Below are 12262 nucleotides of genomic sequence, written 5' to 3'. Positions count from 1 at the left end.
GGAACGAATTCTTCGGGTTGTGCTTCGACAACACCTTCGTGATCGCCGCCGTCAACGTCGTCTTCCCGTGATCAATGTGTCCGATCGTTCCCACATTCACATGCGGCTTCGACCGGTCAAACTTCTCCTTCGCCATCTCGTTCGCTCTCCTGGTTTACTCGGGCGGAAAAGCGCCTATACGCCGCTCCCGCTCCGTAATTCCTGCCCACTTTTCATCGAGCGCCTCATACGCGGCGCCATGCTTCGAACAAAACTCAAGAAACGCTGCAGCCGAAACCCAGTAATCGAATGTAAAAAACCGATTCTGAGCCATGACGCTTCGAGCCAACTCTACCCGCAAAAACCCTTTTTCCCGGCGAAACAGGCGAGCCCAGTCTCCATCGGCTCCATAGACGGCCACAAACTCCGCCTCCCAACCCGCCTTCACTTCAAACTCCCACACCACTACGTAGACACCGTTTTCGGCCTCCGCAGTGGCTGCCCGATCAGTAATAGGCATACACCTTCAAATACTTCGCGCGATGCTCCAGGGCCACTCGCTCCACCAACGCCAGGTAACGCTCCCGCACCTGCCCGCGATCCGAATCCACCAGAGCGCCATAGAGCGCCGCTGTGTTCGGCCCCAGCAGGCCGCGCGACAGGATTCCCTCAAAGTCGCGAACCCGCAATCCCGCGGATTGCACCCGCTTCAAAAAACGCGCCACGCTGCTCGCCGCAAAAGTAGACTCCAGCACCGCGTTCATTTCCGACACACGCTGCTGATCCTGTACCGGAATCACCGCCTGCTCAAACATCTCCCACTCCTGCGTAGAACTCGCGCCAGCTTTCCCAGCGCGATCTCTTGACTTTCTCGTGACTCTTACGACTCTTTAAGACCTGCGAGCTAAAATCTGCAACCCTGAAACCTGGAGCGGGAGACGGGAATCGAACCCGCGACCAACAGCTTGGAAGGCTGTGACTCTACCACTGAGTTACTCCCGCCGAAACACCGGAGCCAGACACGCAGCAATGCAGCCGGAACGCGCCTACTACCCGCCTTCCTGCTGCCTACCTCTCTGACCCACTCCAAAATTCTGGAGCTGATGACCGGGATTGAACCGGTGACCTCTCCCTTACCAAGGGAGTGCTCTACCGACTGAGCTACATCAGCCCTCTCAAAAAACCACCCGCCAACGTCGCGGATGCCCTTCGCTATCCTATCGCGTATCCGCCCCGTCGCGCGAACCAGCGGCAAGCAGGATGCGCAGCGCGAAACCACCCAGCACCACCATCACAACCCACCGGACCTGCCCCGGGTCTATCGTCTCCCAAGCCAGCAGCCCCAGCCCGGCAAGCAAAAGAACCGCGATTCCTTTACGCCGTCCATCCGCCAGAAAACTCATCGGCGGAACCTGCAAAACTTATGGTGCACAGGGGAGGATTCGAACCTCCGTAGCTCGCAAGGAGCGGCAGATTTACAGTCTGCTGCCATTAACCGCTCGGCCACCTGTGCACATTCCCTTCAAACCAAGCCCTTCGGCAAACTTGACCGGAGGCCGAAGCCAGCCAACCGCCTCCGCACACCAGCACTCCCATGGGGTCTCAAACGGAGACTCCGGATTCCCTCGAAAAACACTTCGGGAGACAGGAGAACAGGATGGGATGACTGCGGCGGGTAAAAACCGGCGGCCGAAGCCAGCCAGCATCAAAAATTCCCCTGCTGCCGACCGCCCACGCCGGTATAAATCTGGAGCTGGCGAAGGGACTTGAACCCCCGACCGTCTGATTACAAATCAGATGCTCTACCAGCTGAGCTACGCCAGCCCGAACAGCCAATAAACCAGTTGTTGCGAAGACACACGGGTGCGTCGCCGAAATGACTGGTATGAATCGAAAGATTATCACAGCGGAAGGCTCTCCGCAATTCGCCCAGGGGAATCTTTCCGCCCGCACGCAGAGCCCTCCGCAGTCCCTGCCGCTCCCCTGCCCAACCACGCCAAGGGTTTATACCCTGGCGAATGATATCCTTTCCCTCGTTCAGCATCTGCGGGATTTTTGCCGCGTCTGCCACGAACACACCGAATGCACAAGCGTACCAGGACCACGCTCTTCGTCGTACTTCTCATGCTGGCCATCCTGGCAGCGGGCATCTACCTGCGAAAGAAGGCTCCGCCGGAGGCTGCCCGCCTGCTCCCGGAGTCGGATGGCATCGTCTACCTGAACCTGCGGCCGCTCCGCGCCGCCACTCACTTTGACCAACACCCCGTCGCTCACGATCCCGAGTATCAGCGCTTCATCGATGCCACCGGTTTCGTCTTTGAGCGAGATCTTGACGAGGCGGCCTTCGCCCTCCACGAGATGCCCAATCCCAACGGCCCCAACGGCCTCGTCGCCTTCTCCGAGGTCTTCGTTGGCCGCTTCGATGGCAAGAAGCTGGCGAAGTACTTCGAGAGCCAGGCCAGCTCCCGGGAAACCTATTACGGCCACGACGTCTTCGACATTCCCAACGAAGGCCGCACGGTGCGCGTCACGCAGCTTGGCTATGACATGGTGGCCGTCTCCAATGCTCCCACTGCCGAGCAGATCCACTCCATATGCGATCGCTATCGCGCCGCCGCGCTTCCCTTTGCCGGATCCACCCTGCTCTCGCAACACTACGGCGAAATTCCGCTGCTTTCGCTGGCCTGGGGCATCGGCAAGATTGGTCTTCCCCTCGGCGAAAATGGCAACCTCAAAATCTACGGCATGCAGGTTCCGCTGCCGGAGGACACAACGTTTATCGCATCCCTGCGCTGGACCGGCGCTCTCCGCCTCCGCGTCGAGGAGATTGCGCCCACCGACCTTGCCGCCTCCTCTACCGCTGAGAGCCTGGAGAACACGCTCGGCCTGATGCGCACGGTCGAAAATAACCTTCCCGAAAACAGCGGTAATCCGGAGATCCGCAGCCTGCTCGATTCGATGAAGGTGGTTCACCATCGCAATCGCACTGTGGTGACCGCCACGCTTCCCGACAGCCTGATGCAGCAGCTGGTTGCCGCCCCGGAGAATATGGCCCCGGACACCTCTACAGCTCCCGCAACCGACAGTCAGGACGGGAAAAAGTAGGCGCGCAAGAAGTAAATTTGTAGCCCGGGAGACTCTTCGCCATCCAACCAGCAAGGATGTGGAGCGCGGCAGGAGTCTCGCCCGGCTCCCAGATACAGCTTGAAAGTACAGCTCGCAGATACAGGTCGCAGATACACCCGATACGGAGGTTGGAATGCACACAAGATGGGCGCTGGCGTTGGCATCCCTCGCTTTACTAAGCAGTACCGATCCCGCAGGCTGGGCCGGCCCACGGCCTGCCGATGGCGCCAGCCCTGCCGCCAAACATAAGTCTCCCTTTGCCGACTACAGCCAGCAAGCTCCCGGAGTGCGCCGCAAGATCACGCTCGCCGATCTGCCCGAACCCAACCCTGCCGAATCCATCGACAATGGCCCCAACATGGTTCCTCGCCCCGCCGATGCGTGGCCCAAGGCTCCTGCAGGCTTCAAGGTGAGCCTCTATGCCACCGGCCTTGACCGGCCGCGTCTCATCCGCACCGCGCCCGATGGCGACCTCTTCGTTGCCGAGAGCGAAGCCGGCAGAATACGGGTTCTGCGCGGAGTCACCACCGACGGCAAGCCAGTCCAGACCGAGGTCTTCGCCAGCGGCCTGAGCCAGCCCTTTGGCATCGCCTTCTATCCCGCCGGACCCAATCCGCAGTGGGTCTACATCGGCAACACCGATGCCGTGGTGCGCTTTCCCTATCGCAATGGAGATATGAAGGCTCGCGGGGCCGCCGAAAAGCTCGCAGATCTGCCTGGCGGCGGACGCCTCCGCGGCGGAGGCCACTGGACTCGCGACGTTGTTTTCTCCAACGACGGCCAGCGCATGTTCGTGTCGGTCGGCTCCCACTCCAACGTGGATGACACCGACGGCAATCCTGTCGAGTTCCACCGCGCCGACGTGCTGGAGTTCACCCCCGAAGGCAAGTTCGTCAAGGTCTATGCCTATGGAATTCGCAACTGCGTCGGCGAGGCCATCCATCCCACATCGGGAGAGCTCTGGTGCTCCACCAACGAGCGCGATGCCCTGGGCGACAATCTTGTTCCCGACTACATCACCCATGTGCAGGAAGACGGCTTCTACGGCTGGCCCTGGTTCTACATGGGCGGTCACCAGGATCCACGCCACGCCGGGAAACATCCCGAGTTGAAGTCCAAGGTCCTCACGCCGGATGTGATCCTGCAGCCGCACTTCGCCTCGCTCCAGATGACGTTCTACGAAGGCTCGCAGTTCCCCGGCAAGTACCGGGGAGACGCCTTTGCCGCCGAGCACGGCTCCTGGAACCGCCACAAGCGCACCGGATACGAGGTGATCCGCATCCCCATGAAGGGCAGCAGCGCTACAGGGGAGTATGAAGACTTTCTCACCGGCTTCACCACTGCGAATGGGGACGTATGGGGCAGACCGGTGGGCGTCACCGTAGCCAGGGACGGCTCGCTCTTCGTCTCCGACGACGGCTCCAGCTCCATCTGGCACGTAAGTTATCAAGGCAAGTAGAGCAAAGCACAAAGAGAACGGGCGGCTCTCCTAGAAGAAGAGCCGCCCGTTTGTATCGAATATCGTTTTTTACCGGACTAGTTCACGCCACCGGAGAGCGTATCGCTGTGGCCAACGGCAAGCTGCTCCATCGTGGTCCGCAGATATTTGTGCGGGTTCACAGGCGTGTTGTGCAGCCTGACTTCATAGTGCAGATGGGGTCCCGTACTGCGCCCCGACAGTCCCACATAGCCAATCACCTGGCCACGCTTGATCTGCTGGCCAGACATCACTGTAAAGCCCGAGAGGTGCGCATAGACCGTCCTCACCCCGTGCCCGTGATCGATCACCACTTCGCGGCCATAACCATTCGCCATCGAGGCGGCTTCCACAACGCCGTCCGCCGCTGCCCGTACGCTCTGCCCAAACGACGAAGAAATATCGATGCCCGCGTGGAAAGCGCCTTCTCCATTGAAGGGATCTTCACGCTGCCCAAACGAGCTGGTCACCCGGCCCTGAACCGGCCACAGTGAGGGAGCGTCCGCCAGTTGGATCCAGTCCGTTGTGGTGTTGGTCAGGTTCAACCCACCCTCCAACGCACGCGAAACCTGGCCCGACATCGCCGAGCTGCGCAGCGCATAGAACTGGTCAATCGAACGATCGTACTGCTGCTGATTGAAATCATCCGAAACCGGAGTGCTGGCAACCGACGATTCCTTGGCCGCAGATTTTGCCGTCAGCTTGTTCTGCCGCAGTCCATAAAGAGCCGTCACTTCGCTCGCCAGCGTGCCCAGCGATGCCGCCTGAATATCCTTCTCGTGCGCGGTCTGCTCCATATGCAGATAGTTCCTGCGGATGGCCTCACGCTCGGAACGAATCTGATTGAAGTTCGCAGTCTTCATCAGCATGCGGGAGTACGATCCCGCCATGCCCGCGATGCTGAAAGCTCCTACCACAGCCGCCGCTACAAAGATGTACGCGTAGTGAAGCGGAACCGGAATTTTTCTCAGGCGTCCATCTTCTTCGCGTGACACAAAAATGATGTAGAAACGATTGCGCAAAAGTCTCTCTCTTGAAAATTCCGTATATGTTCTGACATTCCAAGAAAACAATGCGCGCAACCTAACGCGGAGAAGACACGCGAAAATGCGGCACACTTGGATGCAGCCGAACAGATTCAAGGCTCGTGAATCTTTAGTGACGGTAGCAGAGGGTTTCCCCTTGCGTCAATCGTCGGAGCGGGTCAGGCGAGGCGGATATCTCCCTCTTTGGAGGGATTTTCCGCCTCGAATTGCACTATAAGCAGTGCAATTACAGCCGTCGGCCCCTCCATCGCGGTATGCTGGCCAGTATCCGATGAAACCTGACCGCAAGCCCGCAAGCTCTCGCCCAAGAAATGCCCGCCCCGCCTCCGCCAACCCCACGGAGCTGGCTATGATCGCCGCCATTCGCCAGCGCGCGGCAAGCGGTAAAGCGGCAACCGGGGCAAACGGTAGGAACGGCGGCGCGCTACGCCTCGGCATCGGCGACGATTGCGCGATCCTGCGGCCACCTGCGGGCGAGGAGATTGTCGTCACTACCGACCTTTCTCTCGAACATGTCCACTTCCGCCGCGACTGGCATCCTGCCGAGTCGGCGGGACATCGCTGCCTGGCCCGCGGACTCAGCGACGTGGCCGCGATGGGCGCGACCCCGCTGGCCGCCTTCCTCTCGCTGGCCATTCCGCCGGAACTTACCCGCAAGGCGGGGCGTGCCACAACCAGTTGGATGGAGCGCTTTCTCGATGGCTTCCTCCGCCTGGCCGCGCAGCACCGCGTGCCCCTCGCGGGTGGCGACCTCGCGCAATCGCCACGCATCCTGTCCCGAGCCTCAAATTCCGGGGCCTCCAACTCTCGAGCCTCCAACTCTCTGGTGATCGCCGACATCATCCTGCTGGGCTCTGTTCCCCGGGGCCGGGCCCTGCTGCGCTCCACCGCGCGCGCCGGAGACACGATCTACGTAACCGGAAGCCTTGGCGGAGCTGCCGCCGAACTCCTCGCCCTCGAGCGCTCTCCCCGGCGCTTCCGTCATGCCGATGCGAGCCAGCTTCACCCGCACCTCTATCCCCAGCCGCGCCTGCAGGCGGCCAGCAGGATCCGAGCCGCAAAGATGGCGACCGCAGCCATCGACATCAGCGATGGGCTCTCCACCGATCTCGCGCATCTCTGCGAAGAGTCCGCCCTCGCCGCGGAGATCGACGCCGACGCCATCCCCGTCCACGTGATGGCCAATCTCGCGGAGATGGCCGGCCTCGCGCCCTCCGCTCTCGCGCTGGCCCTGCACGGCGGCGAAGACTACGAGCTTCTCTTCACGGCGGCGCCGCGCACCCGTGTCCCTGCCAGAATTGCAGGTGTTCCTGTCCGTGCCATCGGCCGCATGGTGAACCGCCGCACCCGCCAGCCGCTGATCTCCCTGGTATCGGGCGGCCACTCTCAGCCCCTCAACCCCGGCGGCTGGGAGCACTTTCGCTAGGCCCTGTTAGCCCTAACTGAGCGGATGGCGTTGCGAAGGAATGCGCCAGACGAGGCGGGCGACGACTGTTGTGGCGGGTCCACCGCCTGGGACGTATGGCGCGATTCTTGCGCGTTATGAAGCAGATCCTTCGCTTCGCTCAGGATGACAAAACTATATGGGGGCTCAGGATGACAAAAACACAAAACTAAATGAGGCCCAGGATGACAAAACTAAATGGGGCCCCGGGTGACAAAGCTAAATGATGCCCAGGTAGGGTTAGCAGGCCCGAGGATTCCGTCCAAGGTCTGGCCCCTGCTTCTCTCGCTTGGTACCATCAGGATCAGCCATGCCTATTCAGAAAACGCGCGTCCGCTTCGCGCCATCGCCCACCGGACAACTCCACGTCGGCAACGCCCGAACCGCCCTCTACAACTGGCTCTTTGCCCACCATAACGGGGGAGACTTCCTGCTCCGCATTGAAGACACCGACGTCGAGCGCAGCGAACTCCGCTATGAAAGCCAGCTAATGGACGACCTTCGCTGGCTTGGCCTCAACTGGGATGAAGGCCCGGACGTGGGTGGCCCTTATGGCCCCTATCGCCAGTCGGAGCGCCTGGATATCTACCGCCGGCACACCGACCAGTTGCTCGCCGAGGGCAAGGCTTACCGCTGCTTCTGCACCAGCGAGGAGCTGGAGGCCGAGCGCACCCGCGCCATTGCCGAGCACAAGCCGCAGGTCTACTCCGGCAAGTGCCGCGGCATCGATGCGGCAACCAGCCAGCAGCGCGCCGCCACCGAGCCGTTCGCGATTCGCCTGCGCATCCCGGATGCTCCCCTGCGCTTCCACGACATCGTGCGCGGAGCCGTCGAGTTCGCCAGTGAGACGGTCAGCGACCCCATCCTGGTCCGCTCCTCCGGCGTGCCTGTCTACAATTACGTGGTCACCGTCGATGACGCGCTGATGGAGATCACCCACGTCATCCGCGGCGACGACCACATCTCCAACACGCCGAAGCAGGTCGCCATCTATCAGGCATTCGGCTGGCCGGTGCCGCAGTTTGCGCACCTCTCCACCATCCTGGGAGCCGACCGTGAGCGCCTCTCCAAGCGCCATGGCGCAACCTCCATCACCAGCTTTCGAGAGATGGGCATCCTCCCCGAAGCCCTTGGCAACTACCTCGCGCTTCTGGGCTGGGGCGCGAAGGATGGCAAAACCGAAACCTTTACCCTCGACGAGCTGACGCGCGTCTTTAAGCTGGAGCGCGTCACCTCATCGCCCGCCATCTTCGACTTTGACAAGCTGTACTGGCTCAACCGCCACTACCTCAAGCTGGCCGCGCCCGAGCGCATCCTCGAACTTGCCTGGCCCTACTTTGCCGCCGCGAATCTGCTGCCGCCCCGCGCCAACGCCAGCGAGGACGTGGTCCAGTGGTTCGGCAAGCTCCTCACGCTCTTCCTGCCCTCGGCCGATACCCTGCAACAGCTCCCGGAGAAGGCCCATGCCGTCTTCGCCTTCGATGCCAGCGCCGCCAAAGCAGACCCCGAGAACTCCGCCCTGCTGGGCACTGAGAGCGCCAACAAGGTTCTTCGCGCCTTTGCCGCACGCGTGGACGCCTCTGCCGCCGTTACGCCGGAGCAGTTCAAGCTCTGGATGAACGAGATCAAGACCGAGACCGGCATCAAGGGCAAAGATCTCTTCCACCCCGTCCGCATCGCGCTTACGGGGGCACACTCCGGGCCGGAGTTCGATAAGCTCATCCCGATTCTCGAAGAGGGCAGCCGTCTGCCTTTGCCCACGCCAGTCCTCTCCGTTCGCCAGCGCATCGACAGCTTTACCGCTGTCCCCGAGGCTTGAGATGGCCGTCTTCGACGAAAGCTTCCCCCGCACCTGGCAGGTCGATGTGCTGCCTAACCAGCCGCTGATCGCTCCGGCGCGCGCCTTCGTCTATCCGCACGACGCGGAGGAGGCGGACAGCGGCGCGCTGCAATTGCTGATTCATCCTGCGCGAGGCAGCGCATTTCTCGCCACCTGCGCCCTTGGCTTTGCCGACAGCTCAGTCCCCACCGGCATCTGGACCAGCCCCAACCCCGACCAGATCTGCGCCGTCGCGGGAGGCTACGCGTACCTCATCCAGACCCTCGACCCCGGCACATTCGAACAGATAGAGTTCCGCCCGGTACTGCTCGTCCAGGCGCTGCCGGAGCACAACCTTCTGCTCTTCGGCGGACACCACTCTCTCCTTGCATATGGCCCGCAGGGCCGCGCCTGGCACTCTCCCCGGCTTTCGTGGGAGGGCATTGAGATCAACGAAATCTCCGGCAACATCCTGCGCGGCACAGGCTGGGATCTGATGACGGACAGCAACGTCGAGTTCGCCGTCGATCTCCGCACCGGCGAGAAGATTTAGCCCTCGCCTGCTCCCTCCGGGGCGAAAAAGCTCAGCGCCGAATCCCGCTGCTCGAGCACCCGGTATCGCCGCAGCTTCCCGTAGCTCTCTTCGAGTGGCTGGCGCCGCTGATGCTCGGCAACCACGACGCTGTTCTCGTTCAGCACCCGCGCAGCCTCGCCACCCAGCAGGGTCAGCGTCGAGGCATACTCTGTCAGGCTGTCATAGGGCGGATCGAGAAACAAAATGTCGAAGGTCTGCCCCGTCTTCAGCGCATTCGCCGCCGCCCGGCGCAAAAAAGCGCTGGCCGTCCGCGGCTCCAGGCCGTAGGTTCCCTTGATCCCCAGCGATGCCAGGTTGGCACGGATCGCCTGCAGCGCAGGCTCCCCGTTCTCAACAAAATAGACGAAACGGCTGCCCCGGCTGAGTGCCTCAATGCCATTCGCGCCCGAGCCGGCATACAGATCTACAAAAACCGCATCCGGCAGCCGCGGCGCGAGCACGTTGAACAATGTCTCCCTCAGGCGATCGTAGGTAGGCCGGGTTGTCAGCCCCTTGGGGGCCGTCAGGGGGCGGGAGCGATAGAGGCCAGCAATAACACGCATTTGTTTTCCGATGGTAACGCACCGGCGTCGAGCCCGTCGCTTCGCGCGAACGTCTACAATCGAATGCAACAGGGATCCCGGAACACGGCAACGCTGAAGAACCTGAGGCTGAAGAACCTGATGATGCGCGGATGGTCATTTCCACTGGGGCGATGGATGGGTGTGGACGTACGCATTCACACCTTCTTTGTCCTGCTGCTGGGCTTCTGCCTGCTCTATACCAGCGCCATGCACATATCCGGCCCGCGTGGCTTTGGCCTGTGGCTGCTGCTCGGGCTCGCCGTCACCGTGCGCGAAGTTGCCCGCGTTCTCGCGGCCGCGTATTACGGCTTGAAGCTGCGCAGCATTCTTCTGCTGCCCATCGGCGGCCTGTACTCCTATGCCAACCCGGAGAGCCAGGAGCGCTCTACCGAACCGCACGTGCAGACGGCCATGGCCATCGTCGGACCGCTGGCCAATCTATGCTTTGCCGTCGTGGTGGGTGCTCTCATCATGGGCGCGGCGCCGCAGTTGAACATCTTCGAGCGTCCCTGGGTCACGCCCAACCACCTCATCCGCAGCATTGTCTGGCTCAACCTGTTCCTCGGCTTCCTCAACATGGTCCCCGCCTATCCGCTCGATGCCGGACGCCTTCTCCGCAGCAGTTTGTCGCGATCCTATGGCACGCTGCAGGCCAACCGCACCACCAACAGCATCGGGCAGGTGGTGGCGCTCCTCGCCTTCATTGCCGGAATCGTGCTGCAGAATCCCTGGCTCGTCATGGCGGGCTTCTTTATCTTCATCGGCGCCCAGCTTGAGGATCAGGGAGTCTTGTTTCAATCCGTCGTCGATACGGTGCAGATGCGCGATGTGATGCTGACCGACTTCGCCACGCTCTCTCCCTCGGACACACTTGAGGACGCGCTTTACCGGTCCATCCACTGCCTGCAGGACGATTTCCCCGTCGTCCGCGGAAACAACCTGGTCGGCATCGTCTCTCGCCAGCGAATCCTGGATGCGCTGCGCTCCGAGGGCAATGGCTACGTGCAATCGGTCATGTCCCGTGCGTTTCAGGTGGCGCAGCCCGACGACTCGCTTGGCTCCACGATTCGCCGCATCACCGCCGGACGCGGGCTTTCGCTGGTGCCGGTCACTGAGGGCGAGCGCATCGTCGGCATCGTCAGCCTGCAAAATCTTATGCATTCGATGGGCCTGCTGGCAGAGCACCGCAGACTGCATCGGCAAAGCCAGGAATAGTCCATGGCGCATCGCAGCCCGGACGCACACGGCGACCTTCCACCCGACACCGCTCCGCACGACACTCCTCTGACGGAGCAGGAATCCGAGGACACGGCCCAGCGCCCCATCGCGCCCGGCCTCTACCTGGTCGGCACCCCCATCGGAAATCTTGAAGACATTACCCTGCGCGCAATCCGCGTCCTTCGCGCTGCCGACCGCATCGCCTGCGAAGACACGCGCCAGACGCAAAAGCTGCTCAACCACTTCGACATCCGCACGCCAACCGTCAGCTGCCACGAACACAACGAGCAGGCGCGCGCCGCCGAATTGCTGGAGCTGCTGCAGCAGGGTGGCCGCGTCGCCGTTGTCTCCGACGCCGGCATGCCGGGCATCTCTGACCCGGGAATGACGCTGGCCGCAGCCGCTCTGGCAGCCGGAATCCCCGTCATCCCTATTCCCGGCGCAAATGCCGCACTCTCAGGATTGGTCGCCTCCGGCCTGAACACGGAGAGCTTTCTCTTCCTCGGCTTTCTGCCCTCGAAGGCCGGCGAGCGCCGCACCCGGTTGGAAGCCCTGGCTGCATCCGCGCCGGAGTCTCCGCTGGCCTCCGCGCCAACGCTGATCTTCTATGAAGCTCCGCACCGCATCCTCGAAACGCTCGCCGATGCCGCCTCGGTCTGGGGCGACGAGTGCCGCGTCGTGGTCGCCCGCGAACTCACCAAATTGCACGAAGAATTTCTGCGTGGAACCGTCCGCGAAGTTCGCGAATCTCTTGCCTCGCGCGAGCGTATCCGCGGGGAGATTACTCTCTTGATCGAGGGACGCAAGCGACCTGCGGCGGAGGTCGCGGCAAGCTCAGTACAACAAAGGCTGGTGGAATTGGAAAAAGAGGGCCTGACCGAGATGGAGGCACTCAAAAAGATCGCCCGGGAGCGGGGCCAATCGAAGAGCGAGGTGTATCGCGAACTCCAGCGCCAGAGAGCGCGCCGCTGATTCTGTCGATCTGTCGAGCCTGC

The 12262-nt window shown here is 62.1% G+C and carries 12 protein-coding genes and 4 tRNA genes; 7 read left to right on the top strand and 9 right to left on the bottom strand.

Translation table 11 applies throughout. The annotated features are described in order from the left end of the window. Window positions 1–154 precede the first annotated feature (154 nt). From VM554_11660 to VM554_11630, 7 genes are all read right to left on the bottom strand, one after another. Window positions 155–499: an antibiotic biosynthesis monooxygenase family protein gene (locus tag VM554_11660; GenBank protein HVJ09029.1), complete on the bottom strand. Its 345-nt coding sequence runs from the start codon at window positions 497–499 to the stop codon at window positions 155–157. Continuing rightward, window positions 486–794, bottom strand: a complete 309-nt coding sequence (locus VM554_11655) for a hypothetical protein (GenBank protein HVJ09028.1) — start codon at window positions 792–794, stop codon at window positions 486–488. The genes VM554_11660 and VM554_11655 overlap by 14 nt, the downstream gene beginning before the upstream one ends. A 112-nt stretch (window positions 795–906) precedes the next feature. Continuing rightward, window positions 907–981: transfer RNA gene (locus VM554_11650), tRNA-Gly, on the bottom strand. A 93-nt stretch (window positions 982–1074) separates the two neighbouring features. Then, window positions 1075–1150: transfer RNA gene (locus VM554_11645), tRNA-Thr, on the bottom strand. 46 nt (window positions 1151–1196) lie between these two features. Beyond that, window positions 1197–1382 carry a hypothetical protein gene (locus tag VM554_11640; GenBank protein HVJ09027.1) on the bottom strand — a complete coding sequence of 62 codons (186 nt, stop codon included), beginning with the start codon at window positions 1380–1382 and terminating at the stop codon, window positions 1197–1199. Window positions 1383–1403: 21 nt separating this feature from the next. Beyond that, a tRNA-Tyr gene (locus VM554_11635) sits at window positions 1404–1492 on the bottom strand. Window positions 1493–1727: 235 nt separating this feature from the next. After that, a tRNA-Thr gene (locus tag VM554_11630) sits at window positions 1728–1803 on the bottom strand. A 258-nt stretch (window positions 1804–2061) separates the two neighbouring features. Between VM554_11630 and VM554_11625 the strand changes: the two genes are divergently transcribed. Both VM554_11625 and VM554_11620 read left to right on the top strand, forming a co-directional pair. Next, a complete protein-coding gene (locus VM554_11625; protein ID HVJ09026.1) occupies window positions 2062–3084 on the top strand; it encodes a hypothetical protein in 1023 nt (340 codons plus the stop codon). Window positions 3085–3238: 154 nt separating this feature from the next. Beyond that, on the top strand, window positions 3239–4564 hold the full coding sequence (locus VM554_11620; GenBank protein ID HVJ09025.1) for a sorbosone dehydrogenase family protein: 1326 nt from the start codon (window positions 3239–3241) through the stop codon (window positions 4562–4564). 77 nt (window positions 4565–4641) lie between these two features. Here VM554_11620 and VM554_11615 read toward each other — a convergent pair whose 3' ends face one another. After that, window positions 4642–5604 carry a M23 family metallopeptidase gene (locus tag VM554_11615; protein HVJ09024.1) on the bottom strand — a complete coding sequence of 321 codons (963 nt, stop codon included), beginning with the start codon at window positions 5602–5604 and terminating at the stop codon, window positions 4642–4644. A 373-nt stretch (window positions 5605–5977) separates the two neighbouring features. On the opposite strand from VM554_11615, the gene VM554_11610 reads away from it, so the two are divergent. From VM554_11610 to VM554_11600, 3 genes are all read left to right on the top strand, one after another. Beyond that, window positions 5978–7054, top strand: coding sequence for a thiamine-monophosphate kinase (locus VM554_11610; protein HVJ09023.1), 1077 nt, complete (start codon window positions 5978–5980; stop codon window positions 7052–7054). 328 nt (window positions 7055–7382) lie between these two features. Continuing rightward, window positions 7383–8891 (top strand): glutamate--tRNA ligase, encoded by a 1509-nt coding sequence (gene gltX / locus VM554_11605; GenBank protein HVJ09022.1) that lies wholly within the window; start codon window positions 7383–7385, stop codon window positions 8889–8891. 1 nt (window position 8892) lies between these two features. Further along, complete coding sequence (locus tag VM554_11600; GenBank protein HVJ09021.1) at window positions 8893–9444, top strand: hypothetical protein; 552 nt, start codon at window positions 8893–8895, stop codon at window positions 9442–9444. Here the strand turns inward: VM554_11600 and rsmD are convergent. Next, window positions 9441–10028 carry a 16S rRNA (guanine(966)-N(2))-methyltransferase RsmD gene (gene rsmD, locus VM554_11595; GenBank protein HVJ09020.1) on the bottom strand — a complete coding sequence of 196 codons (588 nt, stop codon included), beginning with the start codon at window positions 10026–10028 and terminating at the stop codon, window positions 9441–9443. The two genes, VM554_11600 and rsmD, sit on opposite strands and share 4 nt — an antisense overlap. A gap of 63 nt (window positions 10029–10091) precedes the next feature. Here rsmD and VM554_11590 point away from each other — a divergent pair, with 63 nt between their 5' ends. Both VM554_11590 and rsmI read left to right on the top strand, forming a co-directional pair. Next, on the top strand, window positions 10092–11264 hold the full coding sequence (locus VM554_11590) for a CBS domain-containing protein (protein HVJ09019.1): 1173 nt from the start codon (window positions 10092–10094) through the stop codon (window positions 11262–11264). Window positions 11265–11267: 3 nt separating this feature from the next. Beyond that, window positions 11268–12239 carry a 16S rRNA (cytidine(1402)-2'-O)-methyltransferase gene (rsmI, locus tag VM554_11585; GenBank protein ID HVJ09018.1) on the top strand — a complete coding sequence of 324 codons (972 nt, stop codon included), beginning with the start codon at window positions 11268–11270 and terminating at the stop codon, window positions 12237–12239. Window positions 12240–12262: the final 23 nt, after the last annotated feature.

The organism is Acidisarcina sp. (assembly GCA_035539175.1).
In the GTDB taxonomy this organism is placed as follows: domain Bacteria; phylum Acidobacteriota; class Terriglobia; order Terriglobales; family Acidobacteriaceae; genus JANXZS01.
The sequence above is the reverse complement of the archived record's forward strand: the minus strand, read 5'-3'. Positions and strand labels throughout refer to the sequence as shown.

Excerpts from the sequence above, each read along its gene's own strand:
- gltX (HVJ09022.1), top strand. The coding sequence starts at position 7,383 with ATGCCTATTCAGAAAACGCGCGTCCGCTTCGCGCCATCGCCCACCGGA.
- rsmI (HVJ09018.1), top strand. The coding sequence starts at position 11,268 with ATGGCGCATCGCAGCCCGGACGCACACGGCGACCTTCCACCCGACACC.
- VM554_11610 (HVJ09023.1), top strand. The coding sequence starts at position 5,978 with ATGATCGCCGCCATTCGCCAGCGCGCGGCAAGCGGTAAAGCGGCAACC.
- VM554_11590 (HVJ09019.1), top strand. The coding sequence starts at position 10,092 with ATGCAACAGGGATCCCGGAACACGGCAACGCTGAAGAACCTGAGGCTG.
- VM554_11660 (HVJ09029.1), bottom strand. The coding sequence starts at position 499 with ATGCCTATTACTGATCGGGCAGCCACTGCGGAGGCCGAAAACGGTGTC.
- VM554_11620 (HVJ09025.1), top strand. The coding sequence starts at position 3,239 with ATGCACACAAGATGGGCGCTGGCGTTGGCATCCCTCGCTTTACTAAGC.
- VM554_11600 (HVJ09021.1), top strand. The coding sequence starts at position 8,893 with ATGGCCGTCTTCGACGAAAGCTTCCCCCGCACCTGGCAGGTCGATGTG.
- VM554_11625 (HVJ09026.1), top strand. The coding sequence starts at position 2,062 with ATGCACAAGCGTACCAGGACCACGCTCTTCGTCGTACTTCTCATGCTG.
- VM554_11640 (HVJ09027.1), bottom strand. The coding sequence starts at position 1,382 with ATGAGTTTTCTGGCGGATGGACGGCGTAAAGGAATCGCGGTTCTTTTG.
- VM554_11655 (HVJ09028.1), bottom strand. The coding sequence starts at position 794 with ATGTTTGAGCAGGCGGTGATTCCGGTACAGGATCAGCAGCGTGTGTCG.
- rsmD (HVJ09020.1), bottom strand. The coding sequence starts at position 10,028 with ATGCGTGTTATTGCTGGCCTCTATCGCTCCCGCCCCCTGACGGCCCCC.